Origin of the sequence: Sphingobium amiense (assembly GCF_003967075.1) — a bacterium.
GTDB classification, from domain to species: Bacteria; Pseudomonadota; Alphaproteobacteria; order Sphingomonadales; family Sphingomonadaceae; genus Sphingobium; species Sphingobium amiense.
Map to the genome: position 1 here is coordinate 3,803,539 of NZ_AP018664.1, position 16,520 is coordinate 3,820,058.

Below are 16,520 nucleotides of genomic sequence, written 5' to 3' on the forward strand. Positions count from 1 at the left end.
AACAGGGATCGCGCCTGACAGGGCGCGCCACAGCAGAGAGAGGAAGACATGGCCGAGAGCGATCCGCGCATCAAAGGCGAACCCCTGCCCCGCTGTCCCGGCCCGTCGGTCCGCGACCTGATGGCGGCGGACACCAATCCCGTCCCCGAATTTCTCTATGAGGACGAATATGAGAATCTGGGGTCGGAGCCGATCCCCGCCAGCCGCTACACCGATCCCGCCTTTTTCGAGCTGGAGAAGGAAAAAATGTGGCCGCGCATCTGGCAGTTCGCCGCGCGCGAAGAGGAACTGCCCGAACCGGGCGATCATGTCGTCTACGACAATGCGGGCAAGAGCTTCCTCCTCGTCCGGCAGGATGACGGGTCGATCAAGGGATTTTACAATGTCTGTCTGCATCGCGGGCGGCAACTCAAGACGCAGGATGGCTGGTCGGCGCAGCTCCAGTGTCCGTTCCACGGCTTTACATGGAATAATGACGGCAGCGTCCGGACCGTCCCCTGCCGCTGGGATTTCTCGCATCTGAAGGACGAGGCGATGCACCTCGTCGAAGTGACGGTCGGGCGCTGGGGCGGCTATGTCTTCCTGCGCGAGGCGAAGGACGGGCCGACGCTGGAGGAGTTCCTCGCTCCCATGCCCGACCATTTCCGGCGCTGGAAACATGAGGAATGCGCCACCGCCATCTGGGTGGGAAAAGTCTGCAAGGCGAACTGGAAGGTGGTGATGGAGGCTTTCATGGAAAGCTGGCACACTGTGGTCACGCACCCGCAGTTGCTGCCCTTCACCGGCGACGCCAACTCCATGTACAATATCTATGGCGACCATGTGAACCTGACGGTCACGCCGTTCGGCACCATGTCGCCGCATATCGACCCGCAGGGCAAGTCGCAGCAGTGGATCGTCGACGAATTCGTCAAATATAACGGCCGCTCGTCCGACAATTACGAGGGCGAGGAAGCGCCGGAGGGCGGCTATAACGTCAAGGTGCCGGAGGGAAAAACCGCGCGGGAGGCGCTGGGCGAAAGCCTGCGCGCCACCACGACCAAGATGTTCGGCCACGACGTCAGCTTCGCGTCGGACGCGGAAATGATGGACGCCATCCTCTATAATGTCTTCCCCAACTGGTCGCCCTGGGGCGGGTTTCAGCCCAACATCGTCTATCGCTGGCGGCCGTGGCACGATGTCGACCATTGCCTGATGGAAGTGCGCATCATCACCCGCGTTCCGCCCGGCGAAACGCCGCCGCGTGCGCCGAAGATGAAATTTCTGTCGGTCGACCAGAAATGGACCGAAGCGCCCGAACTCGGCATCCTGGGCGATGTGTTCGAACAGGATATGGAAAATCTGCCCTTCGTTCAGGTGGGCCTCAAATCCAGCCCCAACAACCGGGTCGAGCTGGCCAATTATCAGGAAATCCAGATCCGCCAGTTCCAGAACACGCTGATGAAATATGTAAACGGCCAGCTTTGAGCCGCCGCGCGGCGCATCACGCGCCGCGCCACAGGGCGGCGACCGGATCGGCGTCGCCCCATCCGCCCCGGTTGCGCCCGGCCTCATAGATCGGGTCGAGCGCCATGCTGGCGGGCCGTGCCTCGTTCCAGTCGGCGACGAAGGTTCGCAGCGCGATCTTCCACACGCCCCCCCGCCGCTCGTAGCGGTCGAGATAGCGCCCGCCGGTCGTCACGTCCTGCCCCCCTGCGCTGACATGCGCGACGACATAAAGCTCGCCCACCGCCCGGTCGCCGTCGATCCGCACCCATTCGTTGCTGATCGCATGAAAGCAGCCGTCCATATTCTCGCGGCAATAGGCGGTGATCGCCTGGGCAAACTGCGGCGCGGGCGCTGTCATGAGGCCCGCATCCATGATGCCGTCTTCCCAGAAGACCGATGCAAGCAGCGCCGCATCGGCCCGGTCCACGCCGCGGCAATAGGCCATGGCGAGGTCATGGATCGCCGCGCGGCTGGCCAGCATGTCGATTGTCCGCTGGTCGTGGGTCATGGCTCTTCTCCGATGGGGCACAAAAAGGCCGGGACATGACATGCCCCGGCCGCAGGTGGTTCCGCTCCGAAAGGGCGGGAGCGGTCAGAACTTGACCCCCAGCGTCGCGCCATAGGTGCGCGGCTCGCGGGCGGTGCCGAAGGACCAGAGGCCGCCCACGGTGAAGCCGTGCGTCGGCCCCCGGTCGTTGGCCAGGTTGCGGCCGAACAGGGTCAGCTTGGCGTCCGCTCCGGCCAGCGTGAAGTTGGTCGACAGGCTGGCGTCGACCAGCCCCTGCTTGTCGGTGCGCACGCGCGGGTCGTTGCCGTTGACGATGATCGGCCCGTTGACCAGATCGCCGCTGATCGGTCCCAGCGAGATCTGCTGGTCGTAACGGCCGATATAGCGATAGGTGAGGTTCGCGATCACTTCGCCGAAGCTGGTCGGCACGGTATAGTCCGCCGCCAGCGAAGCGGTCATCTTCGGATTGTAGATGAGGTCGTTCTTCGAATAATCATAAGGCACGACCGCGCCCGTCACCGGCGAGATGCCGCCGACGATGAAGCCCTTGAACTTGGAATCGAGCAGACCCATCGAGCCGGTGATGGTGAGCTGCGAACTCGGTCGCGCAGTGAAATCGAACTCCAGACCCCTGATCTTGGCCGAACCGACATTGGACGTGATCGTCTCGTTACCCGTGGCGCAGCTCGGGCAGTTGAGCGTGTTGTTCTGCTGGAGATTCTTGTATTTGGAATAGAAAGCCGCGACGTTGAACTGCAGCTTGCGGTCGAACAGTTCCAGCTTGCTGCCCACCTCGAAGCTGTCGACGACCTCGGGGCGATAGGACTGGCTTGCGCTCGCCGCCGTGCCGGCGCGGGGGGAGAAGCCGCCCGACCGGAAGCCCTGCGACCAGCTTGCGTAGATCATCGTCTGATTGTTGGGGCGGAAATCGACGCCGACCTTGGGCGTGAACTTCTTGAACGTGTCCTGCCCGGCGCCGATCAGATTGCCGCCGAAACTGTTGTCCAGCGCCTTCTTGTCGCGGGTGAAGCGTCCGCCGAAGGACAGGCGCCACCGGTCGGCGAAGGCCCAGTTGAAATCGCCGAACGCGGCGATCGACCGTGTGCTCCCGTTCACCTGCTGCGGATTGGTGTCGTAAACCAGCGGATCGACGGTCGGCGCGAAGGCAAAAACGCGGCTATATTGCGCCAGATAATAGTCCGATTTGAAATAATAGAGGCCGACGACATAGTCGAGGCTGCTGCCGATCTTGCCCGCGGCACGGAACTCCTGGCTCCACTGCTCATAATTCTGCAAGCGGCGGACATAATAGAGATCGACCGACGATCCGTCGAAATCCTGCGTCTGGTTTTCCTTCGACTTGCGCCAGCCGGTGATGGACGTCAGCGTCACGTCGCCCGCATCATAGTTCATTTCCAGCGTAGCCGATGGCGCGCTGTAGTGGCCGACATTGGCCTGACCGAACACGGTATAGAGATCGGTCGTATTGTTGCGGTTGCACTGCTCGGCGGGGATCAGGCCGCAGAACACCTCGCCCGTGCGCGTCAGGTTGGACACGACCGGGTCATATTTCTGCACCTGCTTCTCGACCGTCAATATGCCCTCGAAGCCGCTGCCGACCGGCGCCACGCGAAGCGCGCCGCCGAAATTCTCGTTGTTGGAAAAGCCGCGTCGGCTGCCGTCCTGCGCCTGACGATACCAGCCGTCGCTTTCGTTGTGGAAATAGAAGCCCTTGATGCCCACGCTCCCGTCGCTCGACAGCGGCGCGTTTACGACCGCGCGGGTCGCGAGCGTGTTGAACTTGCCGTAGGAAACCTCGACCTTGCCGCCGAACTCGCCGGTCGGCTTGCTGCGCCGTATGTTGATGACGCCGCCGATGGTGTTACGCCCGAACAGCGTCCCCTGCGGGCCGCGCAGCACTTCGATCTGCTCGATGTCGAAAAAGTCGAAAAACTGGCCGGTGCTGGTGCCGATGAATACGCCATCGACGACGACGCCGACCGTGGGTTCGGCCGATTTCTCGACGTCCGCATAGGTCAGGCCGCGGATCGCGAGGTTGGCGGCGGCCGCGCCCGAATTCTGGTTGGTGATGAGCAGGTTCGGCGCGGAGCCGGTCAGGTCGCCGATATTCACCGCCGCCTTGTTTTCCAGCATCGCGGCGTTGACCGCCGTGACCGCGACCGGCGTGTCCTGAAGCCGCTCCTCGCGGCGGCGGGCGGTGACGATGATCTCACCGGCGCTCACCGGCTGTTCGGCTGCGGCCTGGGGCGCGGCGTCCTGCGCCAAGGCGGGCATGGATGCGATGAGCGCGATCCCGCTCGACAAGATGGTGGATGCGAACGCGAATTTCCTGTTCATGGCACTCTCCCCAAAAAGGCCGGACGCGCTCGGTTGGGCGTCCTGTGATCGCGGCTACCTTCGTCTATTTCGTGCATTTGGTTAGCTGTGATTTTGCACAGGTCGGCGCGGTCGCGCGAAACATGTGTCGGGAACGCAACAATTTGCGATCCGCCCGTTCTGGCGGCGGTCAGGCCAGCTTCAGGATCATCTTGCCCTGATTGCTGCCGTCGAACAGGCGCAGCATCGCCGGCAGGGCGTTGTCGATCCCGTCCTCGACATGCTCGTCATAGACGACCGCGCCTTCGCCTGCGAGCCGCGCCATCGCCGCCACGCCTTCAGGAAAGCGGTCCAGATATTGACTGATGAGGTAGCCGCGCATCGTCGCGGTTTTGACCAGCAACTGCCAGATGTTGCGCGCGCCCTGCGGCGGTCCGTTATATTCCGAAATCAGGCCGCAGATCACCACCAGCGCCCCCTGCGCCAGATTGAGCAGCGCCGCGTCAAGACAGGCACCGCCCACATTTTCGTAGACGAAGTCGACACCTTCGGGGCAGGCGGCCCCGATCTCCGCCGACAGCGCCGTCACGTCCTTGCCGCGATAGTCGATCGCCGCGTCGAAACCGTATCGGTGGATCAGGCGCGCGCATTTCTCCGCTCCGCCCGCGATGCCGACCACATGCGCGCCCCGCCGCTTCGCCAGTTGCCCCACCAGCGATCCCACCGCGCCCGCAGCCCCGCTCACCAGCAGTGTCTGTCCGGCTGCGGGCTGCATCACATCCTCGACCCCAAACCACGCCGTCAGCCCGACCGCGCCCGCCACCGAAAGATAGGCGGTGGGAGACGGGACTGCGCTCACGTCGATGGGCTGGGTGAAGCCGTCGCCACGCCCGACCGAAAAATGTTCGATCTTGTTGAGGCCCATCACCCATTGCCCGGCGGCAAAGTGCGGATGGCGGCTCTGTTCGACCACGCCGATGGTGGACGCGCGCACCGCGTCGCCCAGCGGCACCGGCGGCATGTAATTGCCCGCAGGCTCCAGCCAGCCGCGAATGGCGGGGTCGATCGACGCATAATAGTTGCGGATCAGGAACTCGCCTTCCGCCAGCGCGGGCAGGGGTTCCTGCGTCATCGCGAAGTCGCTGTCCCTGGGCAGCCCCTGTGGCCGGGCGACCAGCGTGAAGCGTCGATTGACCGTCATGGCGTTCTCTCCTGTCATTCATCGCAGTTGGCCGCGAAACGCCCCGCCCGCACACTGGCGAAAAGGAGAGGAAAGAGCGTCCCATGCCGATCATCCATCATCACGCCGATCTCAATATCCTCGTGTCGGTGCGCGGCCATCCGTTCGACCGCAGCGCGTTCGACGCCATCTTTCAGGCGATGGAGGGCGTAAGCGCGACGATGGTGGATCAGCCCGCCGCCGCGCGCCTGATGAATCCGGAAGGAATGCGCGGCTTCGACGCCCTGCTGCTTTATGACATGCCGGGCCTCGATTTCGAGCATCCCGCCGAACGCCCCGGCATCGTCGCGCCCTCGCCCGAGTTGAAGGCGGGACTGCGCGCGCTGCTGGAACAGGGAACGGGCGTGGTCGCGCTTCACCATGCGCTCGCGGGCTGGCCCGACTGGGACGATTATGGCGAATGGCTGGGCGGGCGTTTCCTCTACAGGCCCGCCCTTGTGCGCGGCGCGGCGCGGCCCGACAGCGGCTATGCCCACGAAATCGCCTATGAAGCGCGCAACGTCGCGCCCGATCATCCGGTGATGGCCGGGATTCCGGCGACCTTCCCGATGTGCGATGAACTCTACCTCGCGCAGATTTTCGAGGAGGATGTGACCCCGTTGCTGCGCGCCTCCGCGCCTTTTTCCGCGGACCGTTTTTTCAGCCCGCAGCATGCGCTCGCCGGGCGGATGCACTGCAACGATGGATGGGATCATCCGCCGGGCAGCGACCTCATCGGCTGGGCGAAACAGGCGCTGGGTTCGCGGCTCGTCTATCTGCAACCGGGCGACGGTCCTGCCGCTTACGATCGGCCCGACTACCGCCGCCTCATCCGCAACGCGCTCTTCTGGGTGGCGGGCAGGACGCCGTGACGTCCTGCCTGCGCCCTTAGTCGTGGATGCCGCACACGTCGTTCAGCTTCTCATGGAAAAACTGCACCCGCTTCTCCTGATTGGCGAGGATGCCGCCACGAAAGCCCTTCGAATGAAGCCCGAGCTGCTGGCCGGTCGCCACCGAAAGATCCTGATCCGCCACCACGCCCAGCGTCTTTTCGCCGAAAACGATCCGTTCCCGGTCCACCGGCTCCAGCGGGGTGGGGCCATTGGGACCGATCACGACGCCGGTGTCGCCGATGGCATGCGCCATGAACCAGTGGTCGAAGATGCAGCGTTCGGGATCAGTCGGATGCGGTTCGGAGCGCAGCAACTGCACCCCGTCCGGCCACATGGTGAAGGTGATGTTGGGCCACAGCGTGAAGTGGAAATAGTCCACGATCTCCGTGTCGCCCATCGCCTCATAATGGGCATAGCCCTTCGCCGCGCCCAGCCTGCGTTTCTGCTGCGCGATGGCTTCGCGCGCGGCCATGGCGTTGCCCTCATAGGCCTTGGGGTCCAGCTCCCAATATTCCAGCGCCTGCGCCAGCGGCAGGTCCAGCACCTGATGGGTGGGATAGCGCGCCGAAGGCTGAAGCCCCGGCATCCGCATCATATTGTGGCCCGTGTCGGCATAGATGCGGAACTCGCAATCCTCCACCCGGTCGTTGATGACCGTCGCGATTTCCGGGTGCAGCGTCGGCAGGTGATAGCTTTCGTTGAAATTGTCGCGCACGATCTTCCAGTTGCACGGCACGTCCGACGTCACCGCATAGACGCGGGTCATCTTTTCCATGCCCCATTGCGCCAGATGATCGTGCACCTGCGGCCCCAGCCAGTCACGCAGGGACGCGGCGTCGGCGTCCATGGTGAACCACACGAACCCGCCCCACTGTTCGCAGCGGATTTCGGTCAGCCGGTGCTTGCCGCACGGATTGCCGCCGGGGAAATCGTCCGGGTCCTGCACATGGGCGAGCGTCCCGTCGGGATCGTAGCGCCAGCCATGATAGCCGCACACCAGTTGCGGCGCGCCGCCGATCTCGGTCCAGGCAAGGCGATAGCCGCGATGCAGGCACGCATTGTAGAAGGCGCGGACCGATCCGTCCTCCTGCTTCACCATCACCACCGATTCCCGGCCCAGATTGTGAGTCAGGAAATCGCCCGCGTCCAGCAGGTCTGCCGCCATACCGCCGACATGCCAGACCTTCGTCCACACATGCGCCCATTCCGCATCGGCCCAGCGCTGCGAATAATAGCGTTCGCCCGTGATCGGGTCGCCGCGCACCGGCGGGTCGTATTCCGCCATCTGCCGACCCATCAGAGTCTCTACCGTCATGGCCCTCTCCCGGCATATATTACTTGAACGATCGACCAAAACCTAGCATCGCCTTGCGGCGAGTCAACAACTCCGCCACACAGGATGGCCTCATGGAAACCAACCTATCGGAAATGACAGGGACAACCGGAAAGCGCCCGAAGGTGGATCGCCGCCGCGCGCCCGAAACCGGCGCGCGCATCCTCGACGCGGCGGAAATGCTCTTTTCGTGGCGCGGCTTTTACGGCGTATCGCTGCGGGAGATCGCGGCGGAAGCCGGGGTGCAACTGGCGCTTACCCACTATCATTTCGGATCGAAGGAAAGCCTGTTCGGCGCCGTCATCGAGCGCCGCGCCGCGGACCATGCCGCCCGCATCGAGGCGGCGCTGGCGCAGGCGCGCGGGCAGGGGGGCACGCGGCGCGAACGGCGCGAGGCGATCCTGCGTGCGCTGATCGCGACCATCGTCGACCGGACGATGCGGGGCGGGCCGGGCTGGAAGAACTATGTCCGCCTGCTCGCCTTCGTCGCCAACCATCCGCAGGAGGAGGAATATGTCTCCCCCTTCCGCACCCATTACGACCATGTGATCCACGATTTCGTCGACGCCCTGTGCGCCGTCCAGCCGGAAATGCCCCGCCTCGACATCCAGTGGGGCTTCTTCTTCTTCCAGGCGGCGACCACGCACATCCTCGTCGAAAGCGGAATGCTCGACCGGCAGTCGGGCGGCGCGCTGCAATCCTCCGATCTCGACGCCATGGTGGACCGTATGGTGCCCTTCTTCGCCGCGGGCTTCGCCGGGCTGGGCGCGCGCGACTGACCTGACAGAAAGCCGAGGTTTGCGCGGCGGCGGCGCGGCCTATCCTGTATCGCTACGATAAGGGAGAGGCGCATGGGCGGCAGGCTCGACGGCAAGGTTGCGGTGATAGTGGGCGCGTCCAATCCGCAGAGCATGGGCGCGGCCACCGCGCGGCGCTTCGCCGCCGAGGGCGCGAGGCTGGTGCTGGCCGCCCGCCGGCGCGAGGCGGTGGAGGCGGTCGCCGCCGGTCTGGGGGCGGAGGCGCACGCCTGCGACATCGCGCGCGAGGAGGATCTCGCCGCGCTGGCGCAGGCCGCGCTCGACAGTTTCGGCCGCCTCGACATCGCGATCAACTATGCAGGCGTCGAGTCGAGCGGTTCCATCCTCGAAACCAGCGCGCAGACGCTTCGGCAGGCGTCGGAGGTTCATTTCGTCGGCACCGGCCTGTTCATCAAGCAGATGGCGCTGGCGATGACGCAGGGCGGCTCCATCGTCACCACATCGTCGCTCACCGCTCTGGTGCAGGCGCCGGGCCTTGCCGCCTATGCAGCGTCGAAGGGCGGCGCGGACATATTGATGCGCGTCGCCGCCAATGAACTGGGCGAACGGGGCATCCGGGTGAACAGCATCGCGCCGGGCTTCACGCGCAGCGCCATGACGGAAGATTATTTTGCGATGGACGCTGTCCGGCGCGCCTTCCTCAGGGAAATGCCGCTCGGCCGCTTCCCGACGGTGGAGGATGTTGCCAACGCCGCCCTCTGGCTGGCGAGCGACGAGGCCTTTATCACCGGGCAGGTGATCGACATCACGGCGGGCCAGTCGCTGCGCCGGACGCCGCGCGCGGAGGAGTTCGTCTGATGGGAAGGCTGGAGGGCAAGCGGGCGCTGATCGTGGGCGCGGCGGGCAGGGGCAATATGGGGCAGGCCATCGCCCGCCGCTTCATGCGCGAAGGCGCGCAGGTCGCCGTTGCGGGGCGCAGGCGCGACGCGCTCGACGCCTTCGTCGCGCAGGAAGGCGGGATCGCCGTGACCTGCGACTTCACCGAAAAGCCGTCCATCGACGCGATGGTGGCCGAAACGGCGCAACGGCTCGGCGGCATCGACATCGCCCTCAACGCGACCGGCTGGGGTCTGCTCAAACCCTTTCTCGAAACCACGCCAGAGGAACTGGACGCGATGATCGCGCTGCAACTGCGCGGGCCGTTCCATTTCCTTCAGGCGCTGATCCCGGTGATGAGCGGGCAGGGCGGCGGCTCGATCATCCAGATCAGCTCGGCGACCGCGACCATCATGTTCCACGATCATGACGCCTATATGGCGACGAAGGCAGGCACCGACCATCTGGTGCGCAGCGTCGCCAACCAGTTCGGCGACCGGGGCATTCGCGTGAACAGCGTGTCGCCCGGCCTCACCGATACGCCGATGACGGCGGAGGCGGGCGCGGTGCCCGGCGTCTTCGACGCCTTTGTGAAGGGCTACCCGCTCGGCCGCTACGGCACCACCGCCGATGTCGCCGCCGCCTGCGTCTGGCTGGCGAGCGACGAATGCTTCATGACCGGCGAGAATCTTCAGGTGAACGGCGGCCTCACCCTGCGCGGCAACCCGTCGAAGGCGGACATCGAATCCTCGGTCGCCGCCGCCATGGCGCGGCAGGGCTGACGGCGCGCCGCCAGCCCCGTCATCCCGCCAGCAACGCCGGCTCCTCGATCAGCCCTTTCAGAGTCCGCATGAAGTCCGCCCCGACCGCCCCGTCGATGGCGCGATGATCGCATGACAGCGACAGGTGGGCGACCGTAGCGAAGGCCAGCGCATTGCCGATTTCGACGGGCGTGCGCACCGCCGCACCCACGGCCAGGATCGCGCCCTGCGGCGGGTTGATGATCGCGTCGAACTGGTCGATGCCATACATGCCAAGGTTGCTGATCGAAAAGCTGCCGCCCTGAAACTCGTCCGGCTGCAACCGGCCCGCGCGGGCCTTGTCCGCCAGCGCCCTGACGGCGCGGGAGATGGCGGCGACCGACAGGGCGTCAGCACCCCTGACGATGGGAGTGATAAGCCCCTTGTCGGTGGCGACCGCGACGGAGACGTCCGCGCTCGCGAAGCGGTGGATCGCGTCGCCATGCACCTGCACGTTGACATCGGGATGCCGCACCAGCGCCAGTGCGCAGGCGCGGACGATATAATCGTTGATGCTGGGCGCTTCGCCCGTCGCCGCCTTCGCCTGCGCGCGCAGCCCGAGGATCGCGTCGATCCGCACCTTCGAACGCAGATAGAAATGCGGAATGGTCGATTTGCTGTGGGACAGCGCCTGCGCGATGGCCTTGCGCATCGGCGACATGCGGATGACCTCCACGCCGCCGGAAGGCGCGGCGGCGGACGGCTCGTCCCGCTTTACCCGCGCCAGCACGTCCGCCTTGCAGATGCGGCCCTTCGGTCCCGTGCCCGCCATGCCGGAAAGATCGACGCCATGCTGCACCGCCAGCCGCCGGGCGAGCGGGCTGGCGAAGACATCGGCCAGCGCCTCGCCCACAGGCGCGATGTCCACCGGCCCGCCGCCGGGGGGCGGGGCGGGGGGCAGGCTTGCCTGCTGCACATCCTGAAAGCTGATGCGCCCGCCCGGTCCCGATCCCTCGATACCCGTGATGTCGATCCCATGCTCCTGCGCGAAGGCACGGGCCATCGGGCTGATGTTGCCGTCGTCCGGAACCGCCATGACGGCGGGCGCGGCCACAGGCGCAGGCGCATCCTCGCGCGCCGCGACGGAAGGCTTGCCCTCGCCGCCCTTGTAGGACGCGATGAAGCTGTCCACTTCGCCGTCCGCAGGCGCGTCGTCCGCACCGGCCAGCACGGCGATCAGGTCGCCCACCTCATAGGTCTCGCCTTCTTTCGCGATCAGCCGCGCGAACTGCCCGTCCGCTTCGGCTTCGACCTCGTTGGTGATCTTGGCGGTTTCGATGAGCGCCAGCAGGTCGCCCTTGCGGAAGGGCTGGCCTTCGCCGACCTTCCATTCGGCAACGACCCCTTCGGTCATTTCGATGCCCCATTTGGGCATGGCGAATGCGCGCAGATTGGCCATGATACTCAGCCCCGCCGGTAGGAGAGAAGCCGCGCCGCGCTCGCCGCGATCCGGTCGGGCGACGGCAGATAGGCCGATTCCAGCTCGCGCGCGAACGGCACGGGGCTGTGCGGCGGCGTCACCATCTCGATGGGCGCCTTGAGCGACGCGAACGCCTTCTGCGCGACCAGCGCGGACAGGTCGGTGGCAAGGCCGCACCGGGGCGGCGCCTCGTCGACGATCAGCAGGCGGCCCGTCCGCTCCACGCTGTCGAGGATCGCCTCCTCGTCGAGCGGACTGGTGGTGCGCAGGTCGAGCAGATCGCATCCCACGCCATCCTGCGCCAGCGCTTTGGCCGCCTGTTCGGCCATCCCCACCATCATGCCGGTCGCAAGGATGGTGATGTCGTCGCCCTGCGTCACCTGCCGCGCATGGCCGAACGGGATCATATAGTCGCCATCGGGCACTTCGCCCTTCACGGCATAGAGGAATTTATGTTCGAGGAAGATCACCGGATCGTCGTCGCGGATCGCCTGCGTCAGCAGCCCCTTGGTGTCGGCCGGCGTGGAAGGCATCACGACCTTCAGGCCCGGCATGGCCGTCACGAACTGGTGAATCGCCTGACTGTGCTGGGGCGCGGCGTTGTAACCGCCGCCATAGGGCATGCGGATGACGATGGGGCATCGCGACTTGCCGCCGAACATATAGCGGAACTTCGCCACCTGGTTCCATATCTGGTCCATGCACACGCCGATGAAGTCGGCGAACATGATTTCCGCGATGGCGCGCTTGCCGGTCAGCGCCGCGCCCGCCGCCGCGCCGATGATGGCGCTTTCGCTGATCGGCGTGTCGATGACCCGGTCCGCGCCATATTTGGCCCACAGGCCGCCCGACGTGCCCCATATGCCGCCGATCGCTTCCGGCCCGCCCGCCGAGCCGTTGCCGCCGACAATATCCTCGCCCAGCATGATGACGCTGTCGTCGCGCGCCATTTCCTCGTCGATCGTGTCGCGGATGACGTCGCGGATCATCTTGACTGCCATGGTTCGATCCCCTCGCGTCAGTAGCTGATATAGACGTCTTGCGTGACGTCGGCGGCGGTCGGGCGGGGCGCGGCCTTCGCGTCGGCGACGGCCCGGTCAATGAGCGCCGCGGTCTCCGCATCGACGGCATCGAGGTCGGCGCCCTCAAGCAGCTTCGCCTCGGTCACTTTCTGGCGGAAGGTCGTCAGACAGTCACGCTCGGCGCGGATGCGGTCCAGTTCGCCCTCGCCGCGATAACGCTGCGGGTCGCCCTCGAAATGGCCGAAGAACCGCTCGCAGTCGAGTTCGACCGATGCCGGTCCGTTCCCCGCCTTGCACCAGTCGATGATCTCGCCCATCGTCTGATACACGTCGAAAAAGTCGATGCCGTTGGCCTTCACCGCCCTCATGCCGAACGCCGCCGCGCGGGTCGTCATGCTTTCCGCCCCCACGGCATAGGCTTCGCCGGTATGTTCGGAATAATGGTTGTTCTCGAACACGAAGATCACCGGCAGCTTCAGCACCACCGCCATGTTCATCGCTTCGAAGGTCGTGCCCTGATTGCATGCGCCGTCGCCGGAAAAGCAGATGGAAACGGTGCCCCTGCTCTTCGCGGTGATGCCTGCGCCCACCGCGATCGGCGCACCCGCGCCGACGATGCCGTTCGCGCCGAGCATGCCGACGCCCACATCGGCGATGTGCATCGAGCCGCCCTTGCCCTTGCAGAGGCCGTCGCTCGACCCGTAAATCTCCTTCATCATCGCGCCGACATCGCATCCCTTGGCGATGCAGTGGCCGTGGCCGCGATGGGTGGAGATGATGTAGTCGTCCGCGCCCAGATGCTCGCACACCCCCACGGCGCAGGCCTCCTGCCCCGCATAGAGGTGGGTGAAGCCCGCAATCTCGCCCAGAGCGATCTCGTCGTGCAGCCGATCCTCGAACAGGCGGATCGTCTTCATCTGGCGATAGGCGCGGGTGAGCGCGTCGCGGCTGAGTTGCATCTTTCTCTCCTGTCCGCCCGGCCGTCAGAGGCCGAGCACGGTCTTGGCGATGATGGTGCGCTGGACTTCATTCGTGCCACCGAAAATCGTCCAGGCAAGACTGTTGAGATAGCGCGGTGCGGCGATCTGCGCCGCCTTGCCGTGCAGCGGCGCGGGCGCCTCATCGCCATAGAGCGGCCGGCGCGGCTCCAGTTCCAGCCCCGCATAGCCGTAAAGCCGCACCGCCATGCCATCGACCTGCTGCCGCAGCGTGGACGCGACCATCTTCGACAGGGATGTCTGCGGTCCGGGCGGCAGCCCCTTCGCCATGTCGGCAAGCACGCGCAGTTCCGTCATCTCCAGCGCCTGCGCGGTCAGTTCGATGCGGGTCAGGTCGTTTATGTAGGCGACGTCGTCCGCCATCGTCCCGCCATCCCCGTCCGGCTGGCCCGCCGCCGCCGCACGCAGCTTGGCGATGTCGGACAGCAGCTTGGGCGCATGACACGCGCCACCACGCTCATTTTCGAGGAGGAATTTGGCGATGGTCCATCCCATGCCTTCCTCGCCGACCAGATCCTCGACCGGAGCGATCACCTCGTCCAGAAAGACCTCGTTGACCTCATGGTCCCCGGCAAGCCCCCTGATCGGCCGGACCTCGACCCCCGGCTGGTCCATGTCGATCAGCAGGAAACTGATCCCCGCCTGCGCCTTGGCCTGCGCGTCGGTGCGGACGAGGCAGAAGATGCGGTTGGCGTGATGGGCGTGGGTGGTCCACAGCTTGCGGCCGTTGACGACATAATGGTCGCCGCGCCGTTCCGCCCGCGTCTTCAGGCTGGCGAGGTCCGATCCCGACCCCGGTTCCGAGAAGCCCTGACACCAATAGTCGCTGCCGTCGAGAATGCGGGGCAGCAGCCGCGCCTTCTGTTCCGCCGTGCCGAACCGGCACAGCACCGGCCCCAGCAGCTTGAGGCTCAGCACCGGCAGGCTGGGCGCATCGGCCAGCGCGCATTCCTTCTCGAAGATATAGCGCTGGACCGGCGACCATCCGGTGCCGCCGCAATCGGCGGGCCAGTTATAGGCGAGCCAGCCCTTCGCATGCAGGATGCGCTGCCATTCCTGCCCGATGTCGGGTTCGACGAAGACGCCCGGCGTCGCGGCCATTCCCGCGCGCAGATGGCCGGGCAGGTGATCGTCAAGGAACGCGCGCACCTCTTCGCGGAAGGCTTCGTCCTCGGGCGTGAAATGAAGGTCCATCCTATCGTTCCAATATGGTGACGCCGGAAATGCCCGGCGCGCCATAGACATGGGTATATCCGACGCGCGGGTCGCCCGGCACCTGCCGTCCCCCGCCCGCGCCGCGCAACTGCACGACATTCTCATAGACCTGCCGCAGCCCCGAAGCGCCGATAGGCTCTCCGCAGGCAAGGCAGCCGCCGTCGGTGTTGATGGGCAGCCTGCCGTCGATCCGGCTCCACCCTTCGGCCAGCCACTGCTCCTGCTCGCCGTCGCGGCAGAAGCCGTTTTCGGCCATGTGCATGATCTCCGCGCCCGATTCGGTGTCCTGCAACTGCGCAACAGCGATGTCTTCCGGGCCGATTCCCGCCATCTCGAACGCTGCGGCCGACGCCAGCAGGGTCGGCGCGCCGCCCCGCTCGACCGAGAGGCTCGGGGAAAACACCTCGAACGATCCGGGCGGGCGCGTGCGCGTGACCGCCGCCCTGATGCGGATCGCCGCTCGGCCCATCGCGCGCGCCTTCTTCTCGCTCGCGAGGATCAGCGCCACGCCTCCTTCGGCGGGCGAGCAGAACATATATTTGGTGAGCGGATCGGAAATCATCTGGCTCGACAGGATGGTGTCGAGATCGACCGGGCTGCGCCGCCATGCATGGGGCGCATGGACGCCGTTGTCGAAGGCCTTCTGCGCCACGCGGCCCAGCGCTGCATGAGAAATGCCGTGCTGCGCCATATAGCGTTGCAGCTTCATCGCGAAAAACTGCGTCGTCACCATCATGCCTGCTTCGCCATACCAGTCGGGCAGGCTGTATTCGGCGGGCATGGCGTTGAATGCGCCGCGCGGATGCTTGTCGAAGCCGAAGGCGACGCCGACATCATATTGCCCCGACGCGATCGCCTGCCATGCGCCGATCAGCGACGATCCGCCCGTCGCGCAGCCGTTGCGGACGTTGATGATGGGAAGGCCGGTCAGGCCCATCTCGTTCACCACCGTGTCGGCATTGCCCGCACTGTCGGACCCGCCGAAGCCGAACTGCATGTCGCGCCACGCCAGTCCGGCGTCGTCCAGCGCCTGCCGGATCGCGAACGCACCCTGATGCAGTCCCGACCGCCCCTCGGTGCGGCCGAAGGGATGAATGCCGATGCCCACAATGAACACGTCCGCCATCGCCTATCCCTCCCGCACCGGCGCGAAGGCGAAGGTGCGGACCTTGCCGTTCAGCGGGACAAGCACCGTTTCCATCGCCATGCCGATACGCAGTTCGTCGAAGGCGACATCGGTGAAGGGCGCTTCGACGATCACCGCGCCGGGCAGCTCGACATAGCCGAGCGCGAAGGGGGTAAATTCTTCCGGCCCGGCATAGGGCGGCGTCTTGGGGCGGAAGCGCTGCACGGTCCACGACCACAGCGTCCCCCGGCGCGGCAGCACGACCGGCTCATGATCGGCGCTGCCGGCGGGGCAGGGAAAGACGATGCCGCCCGTCTCGCGGTGCCGCCCGCCGATCAGCGCGGGATGCGGCGCATCGACGAACAATCCTTCCGCAATGTCGACGGTCTGCCCCACGAAACACCCTCTCCTTCCTGTCTTCCCGACTATGGGAAGGGCGGCGCGCGCTGGCTTCTGTAAGAAAGGATAGGTTGGCGCGGCATCGCCCGAAATCCGGCGCGGCGCAGCAAAAGAGAAACCCCGCCGGA

Annotated in this window: 15 protein-coding genes; 5 read left to right on the plus strand and 10 right to left on the minus strand. The window is 65.8% G+C overall.

Annotated features, from left to right (window positions below):
* The first annotated feature begins 48 nt into the window (after positions 1-48).
* Complete coding sequence (locus tag SAMIE_RS18265) at positions 49-1,467, plus strand: aromatic ring-hydroxylating oxygenase subunit alpha (protein ID WP_066695787.1); 1,419 nt, start codon at positions 49-51, stop codon at positions 1,465-1,467.
* Between the two features lie 16 nt (positions 1,468-1,483).
* On the opposite strand, the gene SAMIE_RS18270 is transcribed toward SAMIE_RS18265, so the two are convergent.
* The 3 genes from SAMIE_RS18270 to SAMIE_RS18280 form a co-directional block, all read right to left on the minus strand.
* The gene (locus tag SAMIE_RS18270) at positions 1,484-1,996 is read right to left on the minus strand and encodes a nuclear transport factor 2 family protein (RefSeq protein WP_066695790.1); all 513 of its coding nucleotides are present in this window, start codon (positions 1,994-1,996) and stop codon (positions 1,484-1,486) included.
* Between the two features lie 84 nt (positions 1,997-2,080).
* Positions 2,081-4,354: a TonB-dependent receptor gene (locus tag SAMIE_RS18275; RefSeq protein WP_066695793.1), complete on the minus strand. Its 2,274-nt coding sequence runs from the start codon at positions 4,352-4,354 to the stop codon at positions 2,081-2,083.
* A 169-nt stretch (positions 4,355-4,523) separates the two neighbouring features.
* Positions 4,524-5,534 (minus strand): NADP-dependent oxidoreductase, encoded by a 1,011-nt coding sequence (locus SAMIE_RS18280; RefSeq protein ID WP_066695798.1) that lies wholly within the window; start codon positions 5,532-5,534, stop codon positions 4,524-4,526.
* Between the two features lie 83 nt (positions 5,535-5,617).
* Here SAMIE_RS18280 and SAMIE_RS18285 point away from each other — a divergent pair, with 83 nt between their 5' ends.
* Positions 5,618-6,424: a ThuA domain-containing protein gene (locus SAMIE_RS18285; protein WP_066695804.1), complete on the plus strand. Its 807-nt coding sequence runs from the start codon at positions 5,618-5,620 to the stop codon at positions 6,422-6,424.
* 16 nt (positions 6,425-6,440) lie between these two features.
* Here SAMIE_RS18285 and SAMIE_RS18290 read toward each other — a convergent pair whose 3' ends face one another.
* On the minus strand, positions 6,441-7,760 hold the full coding sequence (locus SAMIE_RS18290) for an aromatic ring-hydroxylating oxygenase subunit alpha (RefSeq protein ID WP_066695806.1): 1,320 nt from the start codon (positions 7,758-7,760) through the stop codon (positions 6,441-6,443).
* Between the two features lie 92 nt (positions 7,761-7,852).
* On the opposite strand from SAMIE_RS18290, the gene SAMIE_RS18295 reads away from it, so the two are divergent.
* The 3 genes from SAMIE_RS18295 (at position 7,853) to SAMIE_RS18305 (ending at position 10,194) form a co-directional block, all read left to right on the plus strand.
* Positions 7,853-8,557 (plus strand): TetR/AcrR family transcriptional regulator, encoded by a 705-nt coding sequence (locus SAMIE_RS18295; RefSeq protein ID WP_066695807.1) that lies wholly within the window; start codon positions 7,853-7,855, stop codon positions 8,555-8,557.
* A 72-nt stretch (positions 8,558-8,629) separates the two neighbouring features.
* On the plus strand, positions 8,630-9,394 hold the full coding sequence (locus SAMIE_RS18300; RefSeq protein ID WP_066695810.1) for an SDR family NAD(P)-dependent oxidoreductase: 765 nt from the start codon (positions 8,630-8,632) through the stop codon (positions 9,392-9,394).
* On the plus strand, positions 9,394-10,194 hold the full coding sequence (locus SAMIE_RS18305) for an SDR family NAD(P)-dependent oxidoreductase (RefSeq protein WP_066695813.1): 801 nt from the start codon (positions 9,394-9,396) through the stop codon (positions 10,192-10,194). Before SAMIE_RS18300 ends, SAMIE_RS18305 begins: the two co-directional genes overlap by 1 nt.
* Positions 10,195-10,213: 19 nt before the next feature.
* Here SAMIE_RS18305 and SAMIE_RS18310 read toward each other — a convergent pair whose 3' ends face one another.
* The 6 genes from SAMIE_RS18310 to SAMIE_RS23825 are packed head-to-tail and all read right to left on the minus strand — an operon-like array spanning position 10,214 to position 16,389.
* Positions 10,214-11,611 (minus strand): 2-oxo acid dehydrogenase subunit E2, encoded by a 1,398-nt coding sequence (locus SAMIE_RS18310; protein WP_066695816.1) that lies wholly within the window; start codon positions 11,609-11,611, stop codon positions 10,214-10,216.
* Between the two features lie 5 nt (positions 11,612-11,616).
* Positions 11,617-12,633 (minus strand): alpha-ketoacid dehydrogenase subunit beta, encoded by a 1,017-nt coding sequence (locus SAMIE_RS18315; RefSeq protein WP_066695820.1) that lies wholly within the window; start codon positions 12,631-12,633, stop codon positions 11,617-11,619.
* Positions 12,634-12,650: 17 nt separating this feature from the next.
* Positions 12,651-13,613 (minus strand): thiamine pyrophosphate-dependent dehydrogenase E1 component subunit alpha, encoded by a 963-nt coding sequence (locus SAMIE_RS18320; RefSeq protein WP_066695823.1) that lies wholly within the window; start codon positions 13,611-13,613, stop codon positions 12,651-12,653.
* Between the two features lie 24 nt (positions 13,614-13,637).
* Entirely contained in the window at positions 13,638-14,846 is a 1,209-nt protein-coding gene (locus tag SAMIE_RS18325) for an acyl-CoA dehydrogenase family protein (protein WP_066695826.1), read from the minus strand.
* A gap of 1 nt (position 14,847) precedes the next feature.
* Positions 14,848-15,993, minus strand: coding sequence for a thiolase family protein (locus SAMIE_RS18330; RefSeq protein WP_066695828.1), 1,146 nt, complete (start codon positions 15,991-15,993; stop codon positions 14,848-14,850).
* 3 nt (positions 15,994-15,996) lie between these two features.
* The gene (locus tag SAMIE_RS23825) at positions 15,997-16,389 is read right to left on the minus strand and encodes a Zn-ribbon domain-containing OB-fold protein (RefSeq protein WP_066695830.1); all 393 of its coding nucleotides are present in this window, start codon (positions 16,387-16,389) and stop codon (positions 15,997-15,999) included.
* Positions 16,390-16,520 lie beyond the last annotated feature (131 nt).